We start from the raw sequence: 22,643 nt of genomic DNA, 5'->3' as shown, positions 1-22,643 counted from the left end.
GAGCGTCGCAGTGTGCGAACACTGGTGGACTCACCGTGCGCAGATACGTTCCGCTGCCGCCCCCGGGGGTCACGGCCGTCGCCGTGAGTAACCACCGCGGGACGCCAACTACGGGGAACCCCAAGGGCTTCGGGAGTCCCCCGGACGGCCGAACACTCTCGGTCAACATCACTCACGGCCCTCACCGATGGACATCGCGGCCTGGCGTGTCAACTTCCAGCCGTCGCCGTGTCGTTCGACGAAGCCAAGTGAGCGGAGTTCGTACAGTCTCGCGACCGCGTCGTCCTCGCTCGTCCCGGCGCCCCTGGCGATCTCCTGCCGCGATGCCGCCTCCCGGGCCGGCAGCGCGGCCAGCACCCGGGCGGCTGCCTGGTGCAGAAGGTCGCGCGGCAGAACCGGCCCCCGCCGGGCCGGGGCCAGCTCGCCCATGTCGCCGACGAGCTCGGCCACTTCCGCGGCGTCGGTAACCAGCACCGCTTCCCCGCGCAGGAGTTCGTGCACACCCGCCGAGAGACTGCTGCTGGCCGGCCCGGGCACTCCCATCGTGAATCTGCCCAACCGTTGCGCGGCTCGGGCGGTCACCAGTGCACCGCTCCGGTAGGCCGCCTCGACGACCACCGTGCCGCGCGTCAACGCCGCGATGACCCGGTTGCGCAGGATGAACCTGCTCGGGGTCGGGTGATCACCGGGCGGCAACTCGCCCACGACCAGACCCTGTTCGGCGATCCTGTTGATCAACTGTGTGTGGCCGCGTGGATAGGGCCGGTCGACCCCGCAGGCGAGCACGGCGACGGTGGCGCCGCCCGCCCCGAGCGCGCCGCGGTGCGTGGCCCCGTCCACGCCGTAGGCGCCTCCCGACACCACGACCCATCCGCGCTCCGCGAGCCCGGCGCCAAGGATGGAGGCCATGTGGGCGCCGTACTCGGTACAGGCCCGCGCGCCCACGACCGCGACCGAGCGCAGAGCCCATATCCGCAGGCTGGGCCGCCCTCGCACCCACAGCCCGAGGGGCCTCGCGTCCCCGAGGTCGTCCAGTTGAGCAGGCCACTCGGCGTCGCCGGGACACACGAACCGCGTCCCGCTGTCCCGCGCCATCACCAGGTCCCGTTCCGGGTCGGCCCGCTCGGCCCGGGCCCGCAGGCCCGCCCATCTCGTGTCCGTCACGCCAGGCAGCTGCTGACCGCCTCCGGCGAGGCGTCGGGCCACCTCCCCGGCACCGCTCTCCCGTAGCCATCGCCCGCAGATCTCGTCCCCCGGCTCGACGACACGTGCGAGGAGGGCCCGGTGAAGCCGCTCCTCGTCCGCGCTCACGACGACGCCCCGATCGCCATCGGCACCCCCCGGGGAACCCCGGTCCGCAGTTGCAGCGCGAGCGTCACGTCTGCGGCCTCGGGCCGGTCACGACCCGCGAGATCCGCGACGGTCCAGGCGACCCGCAGGACACGGTCGAATCCCCGGGCGGTGAGCACACCTCGCTCCAGACTGCGCTCCGCGTCGTCCATGGCGCCCGGAGACGCGTACCACCGGCTGCGCAGCTCGCGGCCCGGCACCTCGCTGTTCGTGCGCCAGGGGGTGCCCGTCAGACGTGTGGCGGCCCGCTCCCTGGCCACCCGGACCCGGTCGGCGACCGTCTCGGTGGATTCACCCCGCGCACCCCGCTCCGTCAGCTGGGAACGAGTGACCGCGTCGACCTCGACCCTCAGGTCCACGCGGTCGAGCAGCGGTCCGGAGAGCCGGGCCTGGTAACGGCGGATCGCGGAGGGCGAGCAATCGCACACGGTTTCCCGCTGCGAGAAGCGGCCACAGGGGCAGGGATTGGCCGCGAGCACCATCATGAACCGTGCCGGAAAACGCACGACTCCGGCGCTGCGCGCGATCACCACGTGCCCCGACTCCAGGGGCTGGCGCAGCGCGTCAAGGGCATGGCTGCTGAATTCGGGTGTCTCGTCGAGGAAGAGCACTCCCCGGTGCGCGAGCGACACCGCGCCCGGCCGTACCACTCCCCGGCCGCCCCCGACCAGAGCCTGCATGCTCGCCGAGTGGTGCGGGGCGCAGTAGGGAGCGACGTCGACCAGCGGTTTGCCGGGCGGCAGGAGACCGGCGATCGAGTGGACGGCCGTGACCTCCAGGGACTCACCCCGGCCGAGCGGCGGCAGGATGGCGGGCAGCCGCTCGGCGAGCATCGTCTTGCCCGCTCCCGGTGGCCCCTCCAGGAACAGGTGGTGGCCGCCGGCCGCGGCGACCTCCACCGCGGTCCGTGCCGACAACTGGCCGATGACGTCGGCGAGGTCGTGTCCGTGGTCGTACTGGGCGGCGCCCACGCTCTGCATGCCCGTGGCCGCGCCCGTGCCCGGCATGCGCAGCCCCGCGAGCGGATCGGTCCGGCCCGGCTCGTCCGGGTCCTCGTCGGGTACGGGTTCGTCCGTGAGGACGGCGATGAGCTGTCGAAGGCTGCGGACACCGAGCACGGACACGCCGGGCACCAGCGACGCCTCGGCGGCCGCGCACTCGGGCACCACCACCTGTTCGTATCCCGCGTCGGCCGCGGCCAGCACGGCCGGCAGCACACCCCGTACGGGCCGGACCCGTCCGTCCAGGCCCAGCTCGCCGATCATCACGAGGTCGGCGAGCACGCGTGGATCGATGCGCTCGGAGGCGCCCAGGGCCGCGCAGGCGATGGCGAGATCGAACCCGCTGCCGCCTTTCGGCACCGAGGCCGGGCTGAGGCCCACGGTGAGTTTCTTCTGCGGCCACTCGCCGCCGGAGTTGACCACGGCCGCCCTGACACGGTCCTTGCTCTCCGTCAGGCTCTTGTCGGGCAGCCCCACCAGGGTGAACGCGGCGACCCCGGGCTCCAGGTCCGCCTGGACCTCGACGACGACGCCGTCCACGCCCACGAGGGCCACCGAACACGTACGCGCGAAGCCCATCAGGCCACCCCTCGCACGTGCTCCACGACGGGGGCGCCGCGGTCGGGCAGCACAACACCCACGACGTCGATGCGGACGCCGCCCGGTGGGGCCCCTCCGTGTTCCTGCAGCCAGCGTTCAGCGAGGCCGCGCAGGCGCTGGGCCTTCACAGGGGTCACGGCGGCCATCGGGTGCTCGAAGGACCCCGTGCGGCGGGTCTTGACCTCGCAGACGACCAGGGCGTCGCCGTCCTGGGCCACGATGTCGATCTCGCCTGTCCTGCCCGCGCGCCAGTTGCGCTTCAGGATGGTCATGCCGGCCTCGACCAGCCGCCGAGCGGCCAGGTCCTCGCCGTACTTGCCGAGTGCGTTGCGCGCCTTGGACGCCCTGGGCGCCCCGGATGCCTTGGATGCCTTGGAAGTATTCATGTCGGCACCACCTCCGGCGCCAACAGTGAGTCCATACCGATCCGCTATTGGATCTTGGTGGACGGCCGCTCGGTTGTGGACAACTCAGTCACCCACACGAGCGGCCGCCGCAGGACTTCCAGGACCTGCCCCTAGCTGCCCGGCAACTCCAGGTCGCTCTTGTTCAGCTCCTCGATGTTCACATCCTTGAATGTCAGGACGCGCACCTGCTTCACGAACCGAGCCGGTCGATACATGTCCCACACCCAGGCATCCGCCATGGACACCTCGAAAAACACCTCGCCCTGAACCGAGTGCACCTGCATCTCGTAATCGTTGGTGAGGTAGAAACGCCGTTCGGTCTCGATCACGTATTTGAACAGACCGACGACATCGCGGTACTCCCGGTAGAGCTTCAGCTCCATCTCGGTCTCGTACTTCTCGAGGTCCTCGGCGCTCATGGCATGTTCCCCTTCAGCCGTGCGTCCCCCTATTGTGCGCCAGCCCCGCGAGCCCCTAGACGATTTCCGTGTCGAGGGTCTCGGGCCTGGCCGGGGGCCCTTCGTCGAGCAGCCTGCGCAGCAGCCCGGCGAGTCTGGTCGGATACACCGTCTCATGTGCCCGGTGAAGTTCCCGGCACGTCCACCAGCGCGCTCCGGCGACGCTGCGCCGTTCCAGCTCGGTCAGCCCCGTGGCACGGGTCGCCGTCTGTGCCGTACGGGCCAGGTAGTACCACTCGTCCTGGCTCCAGCGGCGCCCCGCGAAGGGAAACGAACAGGTCCGTCGCCACAGCACCGGACCCAGCTCCACCTCGGTGATGCCGGTCTCCTCCGCGAGTTCCCGCAGCGCGGCCTCTTCCCGCGTCTCGTCGCCCTCCAGACCGCCGCCCGGTGTGAACCACCAGTTGTCCGACGGATCCTCGGGTTCGTGGCCGTGCAGCAGCAGAATGCGGTCCCGCGGATCCAACAGCACCACCCGGGCCACTTTCCGCAGCTCACCGAGCTCGCCGGGGGCCGGGGCCGACGGCTCGCCCGTGCCTTCGTGACCCGCGCCCGAGCTGTCGGCCCCGCCTGCCGTCGGCAAAGACGCCTCAGCCGGCAAGTGCCTGCTCCCCCGTACGGCTGCGCCTGCGTCCCGTGCGCTTGGCGATCGGCCCGTACGCCGCCCCGCCCAGGACGAGCACCCCGCCCGCCACGATCATCGTGAGGACCAGTCGCAGAGGCCCCGGATCGGAAAGGCCGCCGAGCGCCTCGAAGCCGGTGGGGCGGGCCAGCATGCCGTCCATGGGCCAGGCCACGGCGTCGACGCGCGCGTTCACCGCGCTGCGCGGCACCGTGCCGTTACCGGCCTCCGTCAGATGGGCGGTGGAGTCCAGCGAGCCGCTGCGCTCGTCGCCGAGCAGGAAGAGCCGGCCCTCGGGCACCTCGATGGTCGGGATCGTGGACGACTCGGCCGCGCTGCCCTTCGGCAGATACGGTTCCTCGATCTTCTTGCCGTTGACGGTCAGCTTGTCCTGCGTGCAGCAGGCCACCGTGTCCCCGCCGACTGCGACGACCCGCTTGACCAGGGGCATGTTGCCCCAACTGGCCTGCTTGAAGACGACGACGTCACCGCGCTCGACCTCTGAGCCGTCGATCCGCTCGGCGAGCACCCGGTCGCCGCCCGCGATGGTCGGCGACATCGAGTCGGTCGGCACGGTGTACGGCTGGTAGACGACCGCTCCCCAGGCGAATCCACCGAGGAAGAGCACACAGCCGAGGGCCACGGCCAGCCCCGACAGCTTGCTGCCGAGCCGTCCATGGCCCTCGTCCGTACGACTTGTCCCGCTCATCCCAGTGCTCCCCAACTCGGAGAATCGCCCCCCGCGGCCCACGTCCGGGCCACGGAAGATCGGCGATCTGGGACGGCACCCTACCCGGCGGTACGCGACCCAGAAACCCTGGTGTTCCCGACGGTAAGGCGACGCCTGCGCCACAGCACCAGCGGCACCGCGCCCGCGAGCCCGAGGGTCCCCGGAGCGGCGGCGCTCAGGTTCTGGTCGAAGGTGTCCGGCACCGGCAGTGTGGACCAGCGGGTGGGCGGCCAGGCGACGACGATGGCGCGGCCCACGACGTTGCCCACGGGCACGAAGCCCTTGTTCTTGTCCTGCTGGTGGTAGCGGGAGTCCAGCGAGTTCTGCCGGTGGTCGCCCATGACCCAGATTTTGCCATCGGGAACCTTCAGCTTGAACTGGCCACCGCCGTCGTCCATCGTGCAGGGCGTGTTGCCCGGGTACACGTAAGGCTCGTTCAGCGCCTTGCCGTTGACCCTCAGCGGACCGGTGTCCTTGCACTCGATGGTGTCGCCGCCGACTCCGACGACGCGCTTGATCAGGTCCTTCTCCTCGGAGGAGGGCATCAGGCCGATCCAGCTGAGGGCCGTCTGAATCGCGTTCGGGTTCGGCGTCGGCTCGCCCGCCAGCCACTTGTCGGGGTCGTTGAAGACGACGACCTCGCCGCGCTCGGGCTCCGAGCCGAACCACGGCGTCAGCTTGTCGACGAGGACGCGGTCACCCTGCTGAAGGGTGTTCTGCATCGAGTCCGAGGGGATCGAGAACGCCTGCACCAGGAAAGTCTTGATCAGCAGCGCGAGAACCAGCGCGATGCCGATGAGCAGCGGGAGTTCCTTCCAGAAGGACCGCGGCTTCTTCGGCGCCGAATCGGCGCCGTCGGCGTCCCGCTCGTCTCTGCCTCCGTCGTCACCGGAGTCAGCTCCGGGGGGCACGACGTCCTCTGCGGACGGGGGGACCGTGTCGTCGGATCGTCCCGGTCGCTCTTCGGATCGCTCCGGCCGCTCTTCGGGGCCCTCGTGTCCGGATCGTGCGCCGACCGCCAAATCCCCCACATCCACTCCTCACTCCGTGCCGCCGCCTGCGACGGATACGACGCAGGCCCACCACTCCCATAACGAGCGGGAGTTCCGCAGGGGTCGGGAGCGCGATCAATCCGTATCGATCCGCGGTGGCCACCCTATGCGACGTCTCGAGGGCGGTGGTCGCTCCGCCGCCCGCGTCGGGTACGGACGTGTAGGTCTCCGGCTCCTTGAGCTTGCTCCAGTGGCCGACGGGCCAGGCGATGACCATGGCACGGCCCACGACGTCCTCGGAAATGGTGCCGTTGTACTTCTCGGTGCGGTGATAACGGGAGTCGGCGGAGTTGGACCGGTGGTCGCCCATCACCCAGAGGCGCCCCGCGGGCACCTTCACCTCGAAGACGAGCGACGAGGGTTTGTCGCCGGGGTTGATGTACGGCTCGTCGAGCGGCATGCCGTTGACGGTCACGCGCCCCTGGGCGTCACAGCACTTGACGGTGTCGCCGCCGACCGCGACGACCCGCTTGATCAGGTCCCGTTCGTTGTCGGAGGGCAGCAGACCGATGAAGGTCAGCACCTGTTTGACCTGTTTGACAACGATGGGATCGTCCGTCTTCGCCACCGGCTGTTCGTCCTCCAGCCAGCCACCGGGGTCCTTGAACACGACGACGTCGCCGCGTTCGGGCTTCGAGCCGAACCACGGCGTCAGCTTGTCGACCAGGACGCGGTCGCCGATGCGGATCGTCTGCTCCATGGAACCCGACGGGATCACGAAGGCCTGCACGAGGAACGTCTTCAGGACGAGCGCTATGAGCAGGGCGACACCGATCAGGAGGGGTATTTCCTTGACCGCCGAGCGCTGCCTTCGCCGCTTGACCCGCCGGGCCAGCTTGCGCCGGTCGGCCCGGCCGGGCATCACGGGGCCGCCCGTACGCCGGGAGCCCGTGGGCAGGAGGTCCTCGGCGGCACTGTGGGTGCCGCGGGGCTTGCCGCGGTTACCCATGGACACCGTCCGCGGACTTCCGCTCGGCCGTTCCCTCGGCCGCTGCCTCGCCCGTTCCCGGGGCTGGCCGGCCCGCGGCGGCGGGCACGCGCGCGTAGCCACCGGCGCGTTCGATACCGGTCCAGTGGCCGAGGGGCCAGGCGACCCAGTCGGCTCTGCCGATCACGTCACCTACGGGGATCATGCCGCCGCCCGGGGAGCCGAGGTGGTCGCGGGAGTCGCTCGAGTTGCCGCGGTGGTCACCGAGGACGAAGAGGGTGCCGCCGGGCACGACGACCTCGAAGGGCACTTCGGACGGCTCGTCCCCCGGGTACAGAAACGTCGACTCGTCGACGAGACGGCCGTTCACCTCGATCCTCCCCTGCCTGTCGCAGCAGACCACATGGTCTCCCCCCACGCCGACGACACGTTTGATGTAGTCGGCGTCGCCGAAGTAACCGGTGCCGTCGAACACGACGACGTCACCGCGCCTCGGCTCAGCACCGAAACGGTACGCCAACTTATTTACGAGAACGCGGTCCCCGATCCTCAATGCGGGCTCCATCGAGCCGCTGGGAATCTCGAACGGCTGGATCACGAAGCGGGTGAGCAGCAGCAGGGAGAACAGACAGAACAGCACGGTCAGGCTGATCCGTCCGCCAGGAACCCGGTCGGCGGCCTGGCTCACCAACGCGAAACGCGACCGTCCCTCCGCCCCCTGTGTGTCCGAGATCTCCTCGGATACGGCGGGGTGGGAGGAGCGGTCGCGCTCCGTCTGCTGTGCTTCGGCGTCCATGTGGGCCAGATGCTATCCGGCCCTCACACGGGCCCCGCGCGAGCTCACCTGTCGCGCTTCTCCTTGATCTTCGCGGCCTTGCCGCGCAGCTCACGGAGGTAGTAGAGCTTCGCGCGGCGTACGGCGCCGCGGCTGACGAGCTCGATCTTCTCGACGATCGGGGTGTGCACCGGGAAGGTGCGCTCGACGCCGACGGAGAAGGAGACCTTGCGGACGGAGAAGGTCTCGCGGACACCGGCGCCCTGGCGGCGGATGACTACGCCCTTGAACTGCTGCACACGCGAGCGGTTGCCCTCGATGACACGGACGTGGACGTTGACGGTGTCACCCGGGCGGAAGGCCGGGACGTCGCTGCGCAGCGACGCGGAGTCGACAGAATCGAGCAGGTTGGACATGATCGTCTGCTTTCTTCGCCGATGCCACAGGTCATCGACGGAAGTAGGTGCTTCCAGAAAGGGGGCTGTTCTCGTCGGGGCGGGCGTCATGTCCCCCTGTGGCAGGGGCGCACGCTGGACGACGTACAGCAATCGCCTATTCTTCCACGGCGTCGGGCCTGCGCCCAAATCGACCGTCGGGGCCCGGCTGCCAGCCCAGGATGGAGAGCATCTCCCGGTCCTTCTTGTCGAAAGCGGCGGGGTCGCAGCGCTCGATGAGGTCCGGCCTGTTGGCGATCGTGCGCCGCAGGGCCTCGTCCCGGCGCCAGCGGGCGATCTTGCCGTGGTGGCCGCTGAGCAGCACGTCCGGGATCTCCCGGCCGCGCCACTGGGGCGGCTTCGTGTAGACCGGCCCCTCCAGGAGGTTCGCCATGGCCCCCGGCGCGAACGAGTCGTCCCGGTGCGACTCGGCGTTGCCCAGGACGCCCGGCAGCAGCCGGGCCACGGCCTCCGTGACGACGAGGACGGCCGCCTCGCCGCCGGCCAGCACGTAGTCGCCGATGGAGACCTCGTAGACGGGCACGCGGGTCGCGTACTCGTCGATCACACGGCGGTCGATGCCCTCGTAGCGGGCGGGCGTGAAGACCAGCCAGGGGCGCTCGGAGAGCTCGACGGCGAGTTCCTGGTTGAAGGGGCGGCCGCTGGGCGTGGGGACGACCAGGACGGGCCCGCGGGATCCGGTCTCGTAGCCTTCGGCCAGGACGGAGTCCAGCGCGTCGCCCCAGGGCTCGGTCTTCATGACCATGCCGGGGCCGCCGCCGTAGGGGGTGTCGTCGACCGTGTTGTGCCGGTCGTAGGTCCACTCCCGCAGATCATGCACGTGCACATTCAGCTGTCCACGCGCGCGTGCCTTCCCGACGAGGGAGACCTTCAGGGGGTCCAGGTACTCGGGGAAGATCGTGAGGACGTCGAGCCGCATCAGGCGCCGGCTTCCGGGCCGCTGCCCGCACCGGAGCTGTTTCCGGCCTCCCCGGAGGAGGCCGCTTCCCCGGAGGAGACCGGTTCCTCGCCCGAGACGCCGTCCGCCTCCCTGGAGGAGGCGATTTCCGCCTTGTCGTCGATCAGACCGGGCGGCGGGTCGATGACCGCCCGCTGCTCCTCCAGGTCGATCTCGACGACGATCTCACCGACGAACGGGATCAGCACCTCGGTCCCGTCGGCGCGCTCGACCACGAAGAGGTCCTGCGAGGGCAGGTGCGAGATCTCGGTGATCCGCCCGACCTCGGTGCCGTCCTTCAGGACGACGTCCAGGTCCATGAGCTGGTGGTCGTAGTACTCGTCCGGGTCCTCGGGCACCGCGTCCGGGTCGACCTCGGCGATCAGCAGGGTGTTGCGCAGCGCCTCGGCCCCGTTGCGGTCGCGTACGCCCGCGAAGCGCAGCAGGAGGCGGCCGCTGTGCACCCGCCCGGTCTCGATGGTCAGCGGACCGGCCGAGGCGGGGTCCGTGGCCAGGACGGCACCGGGCCCGAGCCGCAGCTCCGGCTCGTCGGTGCGTACCTCGACGGTGACCTCACCCTTGATGCCATGGGCGCGGCCCACCCGCGCGACTACCAGCTGCACTTGCCTGATCTCCTGTCGTGTGTCCACTGCATTACCGCGTGGACGACCACGGGCCGGGGACGGCCCTGTGGCCCTCCCCGGCCCGAGCCGGTGCTACGAGTACGTCAGCGGACGTGATCCACGTCGACGAGGTCGACGCGGACGCCGCGGCCGCCGATGGCGCCCACGACGGTGCGCAGGGCGCGCGCGGTGCGGCCGTTACGGCCGATCACCTTACCGAGGTCGTCGGGGTGGACCCGGACCTCGAGGACGCGCCCGCGGCGCAGGTCGCGCGAAGCGACCTGTACCTCGTCCGGGTTGTCGACGATGCCCTTCACGAGGTGCTCGAGAGCCTCCTCGAGCATGCTCAGGCCTCGGTCGACGCGGACTCGGCGGCGGCCTCGTCCTTCTTCTCAGTCTTCTTCTTCTGAGTGATGGCCTCACCCTTGCCCTCGTTGTCGCCGCCCAGGGCTTCGAACAACGGACGCGTGGCCTTCGGCTCCGCGACGAGCAGCGGGGGCGGGGCGGGCTCGCCCTTGTACTTCTGCCAGTCGCCGGTCAGCTTGAGAATGGCGAGCACGGGCTCGGTCGGCTGCGCGCCGACACCCAGCCAGTACTGCGCACGCTCGGAGTCGACCTCGATACGCGAGGGGTTCTGCACCGGGTGGTACAGGCCGATCTCCTCGATGGCCCGGCCATCACGGCGGGTACGGGAGTTGGCGACGACGATGCGGTAGTGAGGCGCACGGATCTTGCCCAGACGCTTCAGCTTGATCTTGACTGCCACGGGAGTGGTCTCTCCTGGTCTTGACGTGGTTGGGCACGGCGAGATTGCCGCGTGGGGTTGCGGTACCCGAGTGCCCGATGGACGCGTCAGCCGGAGGAGAGAGGGGTCCTGTGCGGCTGCGAGTACAGCTGGCTATTCTGCCACACCCTGACGGGCGCCTTGCACCGGGCAGGCCCCGGGCGGTCCCGGTCGGCCCGCGGTGGCGCCGGGCCCGGCGCCACCGTCGAGGTGGGGCACCGATCGAGCCGGCACCCACGAAGTGCCGCCGCGCTCTCCTGCACCACCCCGGCGGTACGACGGCCCGCCGCTGTGTCAGCTGCCCGCTCAGCCCGCCGCCGCGCCGACCACCTCCGGGATACGGAACGGCTTCCCGCACCCTCCGCACACGATCGGCGCCTGTGCGAGGACCGACGGAACAACGCGGACGTTGCGTCCGCAGTCGCAGACCGCCTTCACCCGCACGCCCCCTCCGGAGGAGCCGTGGCGGGCGGCCGGGCCCCGGAAACTGCGGGCCGTGTCGGCGGAGGTCGCGACTGTGTGCGCCTTGAGGGCGCGCTGCAGCCGCTCGATCGTCGGGCGGTAGCGCCGCCTCGCCTCGGGATTGAGCGTGACCAGTGAGAAGCCGCTGCTGGGATGCGGTTCCTCGGGGTGGTCCAGACCCAGCTCCTCGGCGATCGCGAGAAATCTGCGGTTGTGGTAACGGCCGGCGCGGGAGGTGTCACGGACTCCTCGGGCGGCGGCGATGCCGTGGACTGCCTCGTGAAGCAGTCGCTCGAAGGAGAGTTCGTGTCCGCAGGCGGACGACGACTCCCCGATCAGGGACTCTGGCGCGGCAAGATCTGGCAGCTCGGGGTGGTGCCGCTGAATGTCGGCCCACGCCCCTGCCAGCTCTGCGGCGAGAACAGGTGGTGTCGTGCTCACGTAATGACAACGAGCCGAGGTGCCTCTGTGTTCCTATTCCGGGGCATCCCAAATATTTTGCACGTACCCGTCAGTTGCCACTGATGCGTCCTGACGAGGGCGGGTGCGCTGATCTGCGGAGAAGCCTCACAGTTCCCACCTAGCCGGTACGTAGTGACGTGTACGTTCCAGCGTGTAGGCGCTGTCTGCGCGTCGGGGCACCTGGGGCCGCCGGATGCGCAAGAGGCGTTTCGGTCCTTCTCACGGCGGAATGCCGGGGCCCAGTAGGCGCGGGCCACGACGGCGACGTTACCGGGTGCGCCCTCGGCCTCGGGCACCGGCCCGTCCTCGGCCACCAGACACCCTACGGTCGGCGCGTGCGCGGCGAGCCCGGTCTGCACCTCTTCGCCGAAAGGGGGCCGAGGGGGCAGAAGAGAGGCTCGCGCGACAGGCGCCCCGCCACCCGCGACAGCGGCCTCGAAGGCCTCCGTGACCTCCGGCACCTCCGAGGTACGTGGCTCCCGGCGCTCGCCGACCTTGGCCGGAACCGCATCCTCACCTTCGGTGGCGAGGACCAGGGCCGTACGGGGCGGGGCGCGGCGGCAGCCGCAACCCACTGTCATCGTCGTACGACCCGATCCGGCCATCCACGACGCCGGGCCCTCCCGACGTCCGATCGTTCGCCCGGACAGAGGATCAGGGCCTTCGCCATGACTCTTTCGCAGGGGCACATGTTGCCGGTATGTGAATTTTCGCGGCGCGCGCCGATGGTACGCAAACCGGGCGCCTCAACCCCTGGACGCCACGACGAGCGCGGAGTTTCCTGGCATACGGGGGGAGTGCGAGCGCACTGCACGGGGGTGAAGAAGCGGGGCTCAGAAGCAACTCTCGGTGGATTGGGGCACATTCGATGACACCTACGCTCGTGCGGCAGCACCTACCTCACTCGGGGGCTGCGCCCCAGGTGGATCAGTGGGCACGCGCGCGTGACTGGGCCGAGATTCAGGAGCGGATGCTCGTACCGCTCTACGAGGCCGTCTACGAGCGACTCGAAGTGGGCTCCTCGACCAGGCTGTTGGGGCTCGGTTGCGGGTCCGGCCTGGCGCTGCTGATGGCTACGGCGCGCGGCGCCTCGGTCACCGGTCTCCAGGCTCGCGCGCCGGAGCGACTGGCGCTCGCGCGGGAGCGCCTGCTGCCCGAGGCGTGGGGCACACGCGCGCGTGCCGGTGCGCGGCTGACGGACGGGGAGCCGGCGGACATCGGCGACGCGGCGACAGTGGCGTACAACCTGGTGACCGCCTTCGAGCCGGTCGGGTGTGTGGCCGGCGACTCCGAAGGGCTCGCCGAGTCGCTGGCGGCGGCGGCTCCGCTCGTCGGACCGGGGGTCCCCGTGGTCCTCGCGGGCTGGGGACCGCCGGAGCGGTGCGCCACGTCCTCGGTCCTGCGGGTCGCCACCAAGCTCGCGGATCCCCTGCGCGGTACGGGCAGTTGGCGCCCGGCTCTCCGTGACGACCTGGAGGAGGTGGCCCGGCGTGCCGGTCTTCGGCCCGACGGCTCCGGGCGGGTCGCATGCCCCTTCGGGTACGCGGACGTGGACAACGCGGTGCGGGGGCTTCTGTCCACCGGGCTCTTCGACTCGGCCGTCACGGCCACGGATCGGGCTCAGGTCGACAAAGAGGTGCGGGAGGCTCTGCATCCGCACGCGCGGCGGGACGGGACGGTGTGGATGCCGAACGTCTTCCGGTATCTGATCGCACGGACGGCCTGAACGCATGGCCTCAACGCGTGGCCTGACAGGACAGCCTGAACGCATGGCCTGACCGGACGGCCTGAACGCCTGGTCTGAGAGGTACGCGTCCGCGGCGGGGGTGGTCTCGCCCCCGCCGCCCCTGCCCTTCCCGACCCTGCCGAGGGCTGCACCCCCAGGCCCCTACTGCCGGCCCGGACGGGCCAGGGGTCACCCCCAGCCCATGTACTTCCAGTCCGTGTACTTCTAGCCCATGAACTTCTTGAACTCGTCCGGCAGTTCGAAGTCCTGGGGCTGCTGACCGCCCGGCAGGCCGAACGCGCCGCCGGACTGTCCCGCGGCCTCCCGGCGCGCGGCAGCCTCTTCCTCCTGCTGCTTGCGCTTCATCGGGTTGCCGGACCGCTGCTTGCCCTTGGCCTTCTTGGGCTGCTTCTTCACCCGGCCGGCCCCGCCGCCCGTGCCCGGCATCCCGGGCATTCCCGGCATACCGCCACCCTGGGCCATACGGGACATCATCTTGCGGGCCTCGAAGAACCGCTCGACCAGACCCTTGACCGCGCTGACCTCGGCACCGGCACCCTTGGCGATACGAGCGCGCCGCGAGCCGTTGATGATCGTCGGCTCCTGGCGCTCGCCCGGAGTCATCGACTTGATGATCGCGGCCATGCGGTCCACGTCGCGCTCGTCGAGGTTGTTGATCTGGTCCTTGATCTGGCCCATGCCGGGAAGCATGCCGAGCAGTTTGGAGATGGAGCCCATCTTCCTGACCTGCTCCATCTGGGCCAGGAAGTCGTCGAGCGTGAAGTCCTGGCCCTTCTTGGAGGCCAGCTTCTCGGCCATCTTCTCGGCCTCTTGCTGCGAGAAGGTCTGCTCGGCCTTCTCGATCAGCGTGAGCATGTCGCCCATGCCGAGGATCCGGGACGCCATGCGGTCCGGGTGGAACGCGTCGAAGTCGTCCAGCTTCTCGCCGTTGGAGGCGAACATGACCTGGCGGCCGGTGACGTGCGCGATGGAGAGCGCCGCACCACCGCGGGCGTCACCGTCGAGCTTCGAGAGAACCACGCCGTCGAAGCCGACTCCGTCGCGGAAGGCCTCCGCGGTGTTGACCGCGTCCTGGCCGACCATCGCGTCGACGACGAAGAGGATCTCGTCCGGCGAGACCGCGTCGCGGATGTCGGCGGCCTGCTGCATCAGCTCGGTGTCGATACCGAGGCGGCCCGCGGTGTCGACGATGACGACGTCGTGCTGCTTCTGCTTCGCGTACTCGATGGAGTCCTTGGCGACCAGGACCGGGTCCCCGACGCCGTTGCCCGGCTGGGGCGCGTAGACGCCGACACCCGCGCGCTCGCCGACGACGCTGAGCTGGTTCACCGCGTTCGGACGCTGGAGGTCGCACGCGACGAGCAGCGGGGTGTGCCCCTGGCCCTGCAGCCACTTGCCGAGCTTTCCGGCGAGCGTGGTCTTACCGGCACCCTGCAGACCCGCGAGCATGATCACGGTCGGCGGCTGCTTGGCGAAGCGCAGCCGCCGGGTCTCGCCTCCGAGGATGCCGACGAGCTCCTCGTTGACGATCTTGATGACCTGCTGGGCGGGGTTGAGCGCTTGCGATACCTCGGCCCCGAGGGCCCTCTCCTTGACCTGCTTGATGAAGGCCCGGACAACCGGCAGCGCGACGTCCGCTTCCAGTAGGGCGATACGGATCTCGCGCGCGGTGGCGTCGATGTCCGCCTCGGACAGGCGCCCCTTGCCGCGAAGGTTCTTGAATGTCGCTGCGAGGCGATCGGAGAGAGTGTCGAACACGGCGGTCGCGAATCCTCAAGTCGGGGGCGGGGGGGCAGGTCCGCCCTCCAGGGTATCTGCCCGCACAAGGAAGGGTCTCCACCCCGTCACAGGGTTCTGTCGCAGGCCCGGTCGAGCCCCGTGCACCGGAGCGGCCCGTAAGGGGCGCGGGGAACCGCACGCTCAGCCGCAGCAGGCCCGCGGGCATGGAACAACCGGTCCCCGCCGGACACTCACTCCCGCAACGTGTCCTCCAGCGCCCGCGCGACCGACGCCGCCTGCTCCCCCGGCAGCGGCCCCCCTTCGGGCCCCGTCACATAGAAGGCGTCCACCGCGTTGGCGCCCAGCGTGGAGACATGCGCGCTGCGCACCTGGACCTGCGCGTTCTCCAGCGCACGCCCGATGCGGTGCAGCAGCCCGGGTGCGTCGTGAGCGCGTACCTCGATGACGGTGGCGAGCCGGGACGCGACGGAGGCCACGCTCACCCGGGCCGCCGGCGCGACGATGCCCCGCCTGCGCGGGTAGGCGGCGTCCCGCTCGGCCAGACGTCCGGCGATGTCGAGGGAGCCGTCGAGGGCGCGTACGAGATCGGCGCGCAGGCGGGCGGCCTGCGGCAGGGAGCCGTACTCGGCGGCGACCCTCCAGTCGAGGAGCAGCACGGAGCCGGGGACGCCGTCGGGCAGGTCCAGCGCCCGCAGTTCCGCGGTCCGAACGGTGAGCCGGTGCATGGCGAGGACACCCGCCACGGCGGGCAGGACGCCTTTCTGGTCCGGCACAGCGATGAGCAGTTCCACGCCGAGGGGCTCCGGGTCCTCTGCGGGCTCCCCCGAGGACTCCTCGACGGGCGGTTCGGTCTGGGCGCGCAGCGCGAGCACGGGACCGCCGGTGCGGAACGCCTCGATGGCGAGCCGCTCCTGTTCGGCGGTGGGCGCCACGGCCTCGGGCTCCTCGGGGTCGTCCCCGGCGAGCACGGCGGAGACCCGCTTGACCAGGTCCGCGACGAGGGACGCGCGCCAAGAGGACCACGCAGCAGGCCCTGTGGCCAGCGCGTCCGCCTCGGTGAGCGCGTGCAGGAGTTCCAGCGTGCCCTGCGAGCCGACCGCGTCCGCGACCGAGCGTACGGTCGCCGGGTCCTCCAGGTCGCGCCTGGTCGCCGTCTCGATGAGCAGCAGGTGATGACGTACGAGGGTGGCGAGTGTCGCCACGTCCGTGCGGTCGAAGCCGATCCGGGCCGCCACGTCCCGCGCGATGATCTCGCCGGCCACCGAGTGGTCGCCGGGCCAGCCCTTGCCGATGTCGTGCAGCAGGGCGGCGACCAGCAGGAGGTCGGGGCGGTGGACGCGGCGGGCGAACTCGGCGGCGCGTACCGCCGTCTCGATCAGATGGCGGTCGACGGTCCAGATGTGGACGGCGTTGCGCTGCGGCCGGCAGCGGACGCGCTCCCAGTCGGGCAGCAGCCGGGTGACCAGCCCCTCCGCCTCCAGGGCCTCCCAGACCTCGATGGTCGAGGGCCCCGAGCCGAGCAGCGTGACGAGTTGCTGGCGGGCCTCGGCGGGCCACGGCGTGGGCAGCGGACGGGCCGCGGCGGCCATCCGGCGGACCGCGTGCAGCGAGAGCGGCAGACCCGCCTGGGCGGCCGCGGCGGCGGCGCGCAGCGGCAGCACGGGGTCGCGGTCGGGGCGGGCGGCGCGGGCGAGGACGACCTCGCCGTCCTGCTCGACGACACCCTCCGCCAGCGGGGAGCGTTCGGGAGCGGGTTTGCCGCCGCCCAGCATGGCGCGCAGCCGCGGCCGCACGGCGCGCGACCGCAGCACGCGCCCCACTTCGCGCCAGGTGACATCACTGGCGTACGAGACGACGCGGGCGGCCTCGTACACCTGGCGGAGCAGGGTGTCGGCGTCCAGCAGGCCGAGTTCCGCGGCGACCTGGTCCTGTTCCTGGAGGGCGAGGCGGTCGGTGGCGCGGCCGGTGGCGAGGTGCAGGGCGTCACGGACGTCGAGGAGGCTCTTGCGGGCGTCGGAGAGGCCCTCGCGCGGGGCGTCGGCGAGCCAGGAGGCCGCGACGGCGCGCAGCGCGGTGGCGTCGCGCAGGCCGCCGCGGGCCTCCTTGAGGTCGGGTTCGAGGAGGTACTGCAGTTCGCCCTGGCGCTCGGCGCGCTCGGCGCACAGTTCCTGGAGTTCGGGGAGCCGTTTCGGCGCCTGGTTGCGCCAGTCGGCGAGGACGGCCGTACGCAGTCCGGCGGTCAGGCCGAGGTCGCCGGCGAGGTGGCGGGCGTCCAGCAGCCCGAGCTGCACCTTGATGTCCTCGCCCGCGGTCTTGCGGGCCTCGGCGGGCGTGCGGACGGAGTGGTCGAGGTCGAGGCCGAGGTCCCAGACCGGATACCAGATGCGATCGGCGAGGGAGGCCACCGTGCCGGGGTCGGCGCTGCCGTCGTGCAGGAGCAGCAGGTCGAGGTCGCTGCGCGGGGAGAGTTCGCCGCGGCCGTACCCGCCGACGGCGACGAGCGAGATGCCGCGCAGCGTGGCGGCGCCCGCGTCGAACAGGCCGGTGAGCCAGTCGTCTGTCAGTTCGGCGAGGGCCGAACGGCGCGGCGGCCCGGACTGCGCCCCCTCCTGGAGGAGGCGCAGCCGGGCCGCCGCATAGCCGCTGGGTCCCGAGTCCTCTGCTTCCGTACGCATGCCCGTACTCGTCACCCAGTGGCTCCTGTTCTTCTTCTGCCTACAGCGCGTCGGGGCCGCGCTCGCCGGTCCGGACCCGGACCGCCGTCTCGACCGGGACGGACCAGACCTTGCCGTCTCCGATCTTGCCGGTACGGGCCGCCTTCACGATGACATCGAGCAGCTGCTCGGCGTCGTCGTCCTCGACCAACACCTCGATACGGATCTTGGGGACGAGGTCGACGGTGTACTCGGCACCGCGGTAGACCTCGGTGTGGCCCCGCTGACGACCGTATCCGCTCGCCTCGGTGACCGTGAGGCCGTGGACGCCGAAGGCCTGGAGGGCCTCCTTGATCTCGTCGAGCCGGTGGGGCTTGACGACGGCGGTGATGAGCTTCATGCGTCCACCTTCTTGTTCGCAGTGCCGGGGACCGGGCCGGGGCCTGGGGCCGTGGTCCGGGCAGCGCCGCCGCCGGCACCGCTGAAGTCGTATGCGGTCTCGGCGTGCTCCTCCTGGTCGATGCCCGCGACCTCGACGTCCTCGGGGACGCGCATCCCGATCGTCTTGTCGATCAGGAAGGCGAGTACCGCGGAAGCCACGAGGGAGTAGGCGAGGACACCGAAGACACCGGCGCACTGCTTCCAGAACTGGTCGAGGCCGCCGCCGTAGAAGAGGCCCGCGACGTCGGACTGGCCGCCGCCGGTGGCGAAGAAGCCGACCAGCAGGGAGCCGACGACACCGCCGACGAGGTGGACGCCTACGACGTCCAGCGAGTCGTCGTAGCCGAACTTGTACTTGAGGCCGACGGCCATGGCGCAGAGCACACCGGCGATGGCGCCGACGGCGATCGCGCCGAGCGGGGAGACCGCGCCGCCGGACGGGGTGATGGCGACCAGGCCGGCGACCGCGCCGGAGGCTGCGCCGAGGGTGGTGAACGCGCCGTGGCGGATCTTCTCGTAGGCAAGCCAGGCGAGCATGGCGGCGGCGGTGGCGACCTGCGTGTTGACGAACATCAGCGCGCCGACGCCGTCGTCGTTGCCGAGCCAGGAGCCGGCGTTGAACCCGAACCAGCCGAACCACAGCAGACCGGCGCCGAGCATCACCAGCGGCAGGCTGTGCGGGCGCATCGGGTCCTTCTTGAACCCGACGCGCTTACCGATCACGAGGATCACACCGAGTGCCGCGGCACCCGCGTTGATGTGGACCGCCGTACCACCGGCGAAGTCGATGACACCGAGCTCGAAGGCCCAGCCGCCGGTGCCCCAGACCCAGTGCGCGACCGGGAAGTAGACGACCGTGGCCCACAGCGCGATGAACAGGGACCAGGCGGTGAACTTCACCCGGTCCGCGAGGGCGCCGCTTATCAGGGCGGGCGTGATGATCGCGAACATCAGCTGGAAGACGGCGAAGACGTAGATCGGGATGGTGTAACCGTCCCAGAGCTCCACCTTGCCGATACCGGTGAGGCCGACGAAGTCCGAGGACCAGCCGACGATACTGCCCGAGTCGGTACCGAAGGCCATGGAGAAGCCGTAGAGCACCCACAGGATCGTGATGATCCCCATGCTGATGAAGCTCATCATCAACATGTTCAAGGTGCTCTTGACCCGGACCATGCCTCCGTAGAAGAAGGCAAGACCGGGAGTCATGATCAGCACCAGGGCGGAACAGATGAGCATGAACCCGGTGTTCGCGGCAGACAGCGTCGGGGCGTCTGCGGCAAGCGTGATGGCGACTGGTGCCATCGGCGTCTCCTCGTCGTTTGGTACGGCCCCGTGCGGGCGAAGCCATGAGCGGTTGTGAGGGGCGGGCCGGTTATGTGCCAGAGATTGGCGCAGCGCGGTTTCGACCGGCGCCCCTGCATGTTTCGCCCGGGTGACGAAGAGGGTGTACGTGTTACGCCTCGATGAACCGCCGGATAGTGGCGCCCTCGATCGTTATCGTGGCGCAACCTTCCACCGGACGCACCCCCAGTCATTGCCAGACGCGACCCGAGCCATCAATTGAGCAACCCCGACGGCGCCCAGCCACCTACGCGAGAGCGGCGCCGGTTTAGGCGCAAAAACGAAACCGGCCGCGGCCGTCCGTCCGATGACCTGGCATGGGGGAGCCGAGTCGGGCTGTTATGGACGGCGGTCGCGGCCGGCGTACTGGGGGTCAGACCGCCTCGGCGGTCTCGGGCAGGTCGACGGCGAGCTGGTCGGTCAGATCCACGACGGCGGTGAGGTCCCCGAAGTCGCGTACGGCCGTGTCGACGGTTTTTCGGATACGAGTGTTGACCCGCTCGGAGCGCACCTTCTTGGCGATCGTGAGGGCTTTGCGCACCAGGACCGCGCTCTGCTCGGGTTCCCTCCTGAGCAGGTGCACCGTGCCCATCCCGACGAGGTTGAGTGCGTACGAACGCTGGTGCTCCAGGTCCTTCTCGAAGAGGTCGACGGCCTTCTGCATGACGGGCTCGGCCAGCGAGGCGTACGTGGGGCTACGGCCCGCGACGTAGGCGAGGTCACGGTAGGAGTGGGAGTTCTCGCCGTGCAGCTCGGCCTCGGAGAAGAAGCGGATCCAGTCGGGCTCGGGCGCGTCGAACTCCGCCGCGTCCTCGAAGGTGTCCTCCGCCATTCGGACGGCCCGCTTGCACTTTCCGGGCTGCCCCATGCTGGCGTACGCGCGGGCCTCCATCGCATACAGCATGGACTGGGTGCGCAGGCTCGCGCAGTCACGGCTTCCGTACTGGGCGAGGTGGATCAGCTCCAGCGCGTCGTCGGGCCGGCCCAGGTGGATCATCTGGCGGCTCATGCTGGACAGGATGTACGAGCCCAGGGGCCGGTCGGCGGCCTCCTTGGCGGCGTGCAGAGCGAGGACGAAGTACTTCTGGGCGGTGGGCTGGAGCCCCACGTCGTAGCTCATCCAGCCGGCCAGCTCGGCCAGCTCGGCGGCGACCTTGAACAGCCGCCTGGTGGTGGACTCGGGCTGGGGCTCCTGGAGCAGGTCGGTGACCTCGTGCAGCTGGCCGACGACCGCCTTGCGGCGCAGTCCGCCGCCGCACTGGGCGTCCCACTGGCGGAACATGACGGTGGTGGACTCCAGGAGCTCCAGCTCGGGTTGGGAGAGCCGGCCGGGGCGGCGGGAGGCGGCGGCGGAGAGCGCGGGCTCCTCGCGCGGAACGCCGGGGCTGGGAACCAGCCAGCGCTGCATGGGCTCGATGAGCGTGGGGCCCGCGGAGAGGGCCAGGGACGACCCGAGGAAGCCGCGCCGCGCCAGCATCAGGTCGCTGCGCGAGAACTCGCTGATCAGGGCGACCGTCTGCGGGCCGGTCCAGGGCAGATCGACGCCCGACACGGACGGTGACTGGTGCGCGGCGCGCAGGCCCAGGTCCTCGACGGCGACGACACAGCCGAAACGCTCGGAGAACAACTCGGAGAGGATGCGCGGGATCGGCTCGCGCGGATTCTCCCCGTCGAGCCAGCGGCGGACCCGCGAGGTGTCCGTCGAGATGTGGCTGGCGCCCAACTGGCGCGCTCTGCGGTTCACCTGGCGCGCCAGCTCACCCTTGGACCAGCCGCTGCGCACGAACCACGAGCCCAACAATTCATTGGGGCGCTTGTCCGTGCCAGTCGCGGTCGTCGCGCCTCCGCCGTTGCCGCCCACTGGAACGCCCCCATCCCTGAACCCACTTGCTGCGCTGTGTGCGCCAAGCCCTAACAGAATGCCGGTAAACAAGCCGTCCGTCCGGTCGTTCTCACCCATCGAACGGGAAGTCGAGTTGCCTCCGGCATACCCACAAGTGCATGCGTCCCCAGGACTCGTGCACTCACAGTAATCCTACGATCACCGCTCCAGCCATGGCGATCCCGGAAACGCCACCATTCGCCACCCCTTCGGATGAACTCGCGGTGGCCGCCACGCGATTCACTTGACACACGACGGTCGGGAGCGGGCGCAACGAGGCACACCGGGGCGTGTGAAGCCGGGCGCACCACCCGCAGCGCTACTGGGCGCCGTATGGACTGCACGCCATTGGGCACTGAGAGTTACAACATGATTCCATGACGTAACCATGGGCGCGCTGGACCCGTTGGAGGGGGCATGGGCTTCACGATCGGCGGTATCCGCGAAATTCGGTCCGGTTCACGTCGTCGCGGCCGCTCCTCGGAGTGCACCGCCGTGGCCGAGTTCACCGGACTGTGGGGCTGGGACGTGGTGCCCGGCGCCCGGGCGGCCGCGGGGGCCTGCTCGTGCGGCCGCCCGGACTGCCCCGAACGCGGCGCGCATCCCCTGGACTTCGCGCCTGTCGTCCCCGCGGGCGCCACTCTGGACGCGGTGACAGAGGCCTGGGGCCAATTCCCCGGCGCCGCGGTGATGCTCCCCGTGGGCCGCGCATTCGACGTCATCGAGGTCGCCGAGTCCGCCGGCCGCCGAGCACTGGTCCGACTCGAACGCATGGGCCTCCCGCTGGGCCCCGTGACCGTCACTCCCGAGGGCCGCGCCCACTTCTTCGTCGCACCCGGCGCGGCGGCCGAACTGCCCGAGCTGCTTTACCGCATGGGCTGGGACGATGCCACGCTCGACCTGCACGGGCTGGGTTCCGGCAGGCACATCACGGCCCCGCCGTCCGACCGCGGCGGCCTCGGCCCGGTCCGCTGGCTCCGCTCCCCCGCCCTGGACTCGGCGACGAAGCCACCGGCCGCGCGGCTGCTGCTGGGAACACTGGCGTACGTGACGCACCGGTCACGCGCATAGGCCTGTCGGCCCGGCCTGCCGACAGCGGGCCTCCCGACGCCACCGATAGCCACCGATACGGAAGGGCCCCGCTCCATCTGCACCATGGAGTGGGGCCCTTCCTCGTGCACGTACCTGT

22 protein-coding genes and 1 pseudogene are annotated in these 22,643 nt (G+C 70.5%); 2 read left to right on the top strand and 21 right to left on the bottom strand.

What is annotated here, in order from left to right; translation table 11 throughout:
- Positions 1 to 168: 168 nt before the first annotated feature.
- The 16 genes and pseudogenes from dprA to AB0D14_RS10585 all read right to left on the bottom strand — a co-directional run.
- Positions 169 to 1,311, bottom strand: coding sequence for a DNA-processing protein DprA (dprA, locus tag AB0D14_RS10660; protein ID WP_362776845.1), 1,143 nt, complete (start codon positions 1,309 to 1,311; stop codon positions 169 to 171).
- Positions 1,308 to 2,930, bottom strand: a complete 1,623-nt coding sequence (locus tag AB0D14_RS10655; RefSeq protein ID WP_362776842.1) for a YifB family Mg chelatase-like AAA ATPase — start codon at positions 2,928 to 2,930, stop codon at positions 1,308 to 1,310. Before AB0D14_RS10655 ends, dprA begins: the two co-directional genes overlap by 4 nt.
- Positions 2,930 to 3,337 (bottom strand): YraN family protein, encoded by a 408-nt coding sequence (locus AB0D14_RS10650; RefSeq protein ID WP_362776840.1) that lies wholly within the window; start codon positions 3,335 to 3,337, stop codon positions 2,930 to 2,932. Before AB0D14_RS10650 ends, AB0D14_RS10655 begins: the two co-directional genes overlap by 1 nt.
- A 131-nt stretch (positions 3,338 to 3,468) precedes the next feature.
- Positions 3,469 to 3,777, bottom strand: coding sequence for a DUF2469 domain-containing protein (locus AB0D14_RS10645; protein WP_005311352.1), 309 nt, complete (start codon positions 3,775 to 3,777; stop codon positions 3,469 to 3,471).
- Between the two features lie 55 nt (positions 3,778 to 3,832).
- The gene (locus AB0D14_RS10640; RefSeq protein WP_362777034.1) at positions 3,833 to 4,309 is read right to left on the bottom strand and encodes an NUDIX hydrolase; all 477 of its coding nucleotides are present in this window, start codon (positions 4,307 to 4,309) and stop codon (positions 3,833 to 3,835) included.
- A gap of 97 nt (positions 4,310 to 4,406) precedes the next feature.
- On the bottom strand, positions 4,407 to 5,147 hold the full coding sequence (lepB, locus tag AB0D14_RS10635; protein ID WP_362776837.1) for a signal peptidase I: 741 nt from the start codon (positions 5,145 to 5,147) through the stop codon (positions 4,407 to 4,409).
- 80 nt (positions 5,148 to 5,227) lie between these two features.
- Entirely contained in the window at positions 5,228 to 6,079 is an 852-nt protein-coding gene (gene lepB, locus AB0D14_RS10630) for a signal peptidase I (RefSeq protein ID WP_362776836.1), read from the bottom strand.
- Positions 6,063 to 7,169, bottom strand: a complete 1,107-nt coding sequence (lepB, locus tag AB0D14_RS10625) for a signal peptidase I (RefSeq protein ID WP_362776834.1) — start codon at positions 7,167 to 7,169, stop codon at positions 6,063 to 6,065. Before lepB (AB0D14_RS10625) ends, lepB (AB0D14_RS10630) begins: the two co-directional genes overlap by 17 nt.
- Positions 7,162 to 7,944, bottom strand: a complete 783-nt coding sequence (gene lepB, locus AB0D14_RS10620; RefSeq protein WP_362776833.1) for a signal peptidase I — start codon at positions 7,942 to 7,944, stop codon at positions 7,162 to 7,164. The genes lepB (AB0D14_RS10625) and lepB (AB0D14_RS10620) overlap by 8 nt, the downstream gene beginning before the upstream one ends.
- 44 nt (positions 7,945 to 7,988) lie before the next feature.
- The gene (gene rplS / locus AB0D14_RS10615) at positions 7,989 to 8,339 is read right to left on the bottom strand and encodes a 50S ribosomal protein L19 (RefSeq protein ID WP_362776830.1); all 351 of its coding nucleotides are present in this window, start codon (positions 8,337 to 8,339) and stop codon (positions 7,989 to 7,991) included.
- 136 nt (positions 8,340 to 8,475) lie between these two features.
- Positions 8,476 to 9,297, bottom strand: a complete 822-nt coding sequence (trmD, locus tag AB0D14_RS10610; protein WP_362776827.1) for a tRNA (guanosine(37)-N1)-methyltransferase TrmD — start codon at positions 9,295 to 9,297, stop codon at positions 8,476 to 8,478.
- Entirely contained in the window at positions 9,297 to 9,938 is a 642-nt protein-coding gene (gene rimM, locus AB0D14_RS10605; protein ID WP_362776825.1) for a ribosome maturation factor RimM, read from the bottom strand. Before rimM ends, trmD begins: the two co-directional genes overlap by 1 nt.
- Before the next feature lie 104 nt (positions 9,939 to 10,042).
- Entirely contained in the window at positions 10,043 to 10,282 is a 240-nt protein-coding gene (locus tag AB0D14_RS10600) for an RNA-binding protein (RefSeq protein ID WP_149515387.1), read from the bottom strand.
- Positions 10,283 to 10,284: 2 nt separating this feature from the next.
- Entirely contained in the window at positions 10,285 to 10,704 is a 420-nt protein-coding gene (gene rpsP / locus AB0D14_RS10595; RefSeq protein ID WP_362776822.1) for a 30S ribosomal protein S16, read from the bottom strand.
- A gap of 324 nt (positions 10,705 to 11,028) precedes the next feature.
- Positions 11,029 to 11,625 carry a hypothetical protein gene (locus AB0D14_RS10590; RefSeq protein WP_362776819.1) on the bottom strand — a complete coding sequence of 199 codons (597 nt, stop codon included), beginning with the start codon at positions 11,623 to 11,625 and terminating at the stop codon, positions 11,029 to 11,031.
- A gap of 263 nt (positions 11,626 to 11,888) precedes the next feature.
- Positions 11,889 to 12,134, bottom strand: a pseudogene (locus AB0D14_RS10585) (proline--tRNA ligase); the annotation flags it as partial.
- Between the two features lie 380 nt (positions 12,135 to 12,514).
- Here AB0D14_RS10585 and AB0D14_RS10580 point away from each other — a divergent pair.
- Positions 12,515 to 13,372: an SAM-dependent methyltransferase gene (locus tag AB0D14_RS10580; RefSeq protein WP_362776817.1), complete on the top strand. Its 858-nt coding sequence runs from the start codon at positions 12,515 to 12,517 to the stop codon at positions 13,370 to 13,372.
- Between the two features lie 225 nt (positions 13,373 to 13,597).
- Here AB0D14_RS10580 and ffh read toward each other — a convergent pair whose 3' ends face one another.
- From ffh to AB0D14_RS10555, 5 genes are all read right to left on the bottom strand, one after another.
- Positions 13,598 to 15,151 (bottom strand): signal recognition particle protein, encoded by a 1,554-nt coding sequence (gene ffh, locus AB0D14_RS10575; protein WP_362776815.1) that lies wholly within the window; start codon positions 15,149 to 15,151, stop codon positions 13,598 to 13,600.
- Positions 15,152 to 15,363: 212 nt separating this feature from the next.
- Positions 15,364 to 17,823: a [protein-PII] uridylyltransferase gene (locus AB0D14_RS10570; protein WP_362776814.1), complete on the bottom strand. Its 2,460-nt coding sequence runs from the start codon at positions 17,821 to 17,823 to the stop codon at positions 15,364 to 15,366.
- A gap of 25 nt (positions 17,824 to 17,848) precedes the next feature.
- A complete protein-coding gene (locus tag AB0D14_RS10565) occupies positions 17,849 to 18,187 on the bottom strand; it encodes a P-II family nitrogen regulator (RefSeq protein WP_055510557.1) in 339 nt (112 codons plus the stop codon).
- Positions 18,184 to 19,533 carry an ammonium transporter gene (locus AB0D14_RS10560; protein ID WP_362776812.1) on the bottom strand — a complete coding sequence of 450 codons (1,350 nt, stop codon included), beginning with the start codon at positions 19,531 to 19,533 and terminating at the stop codon, positions 18,184 to 18,186. The genes AB0D14_RS10565 and AB0D14_RS10560 overlap by 4 nt, the downstream gene beginning before the upstream one ends.
- A 412-nt stretch (positions 19,534 to 19,945) precedes the next feature.
- Complete coding sequence (locus AB0D14_RS10555; RefSeq protein WP_362776810.1) at positions 19,946 to 21,433, bottom strand: hypothetical protein; 1,488 nt, start codon at positions 21,431 to 21,433, stop codon at positions 19,946 to 19,948.
- Between the two features lie 438 nt (positions 21,434 to 21,871).
- On the opposite strand from AB0D14_RS10555, the gene AB0D14_RS10550 reads away from it, so the two are divergent.
- Positions 21,872 to 22,525, top strand: coding sequence for a bifunctional DNA primase/polymerase (locus AB0D14_RS10550; RefSeq protein WP_362776808.1), 654 nt, complete (start codon positions 21,872 to 21,874; stop codon positions 22,523 to 22,525).
- Positions 22,526 to 22,643 lie beyond the last annotated feature (118 nt).

It is taken from the genome of Streptomyces sp. NPDC048484, from assembly GCF_040651415.1.
In the GTDB taxonomy this organism is placed as follows: Bacteria; Actinomycetota; Actinomycetes; order Streptomycetales; family Streptomycetaceae; genus Streptomyces.
The sequence above is the reverse complement of the archived record's forward strand: the minus strand, read 5'-3'. Positions and strand labels throughout refer to the sequence as shown.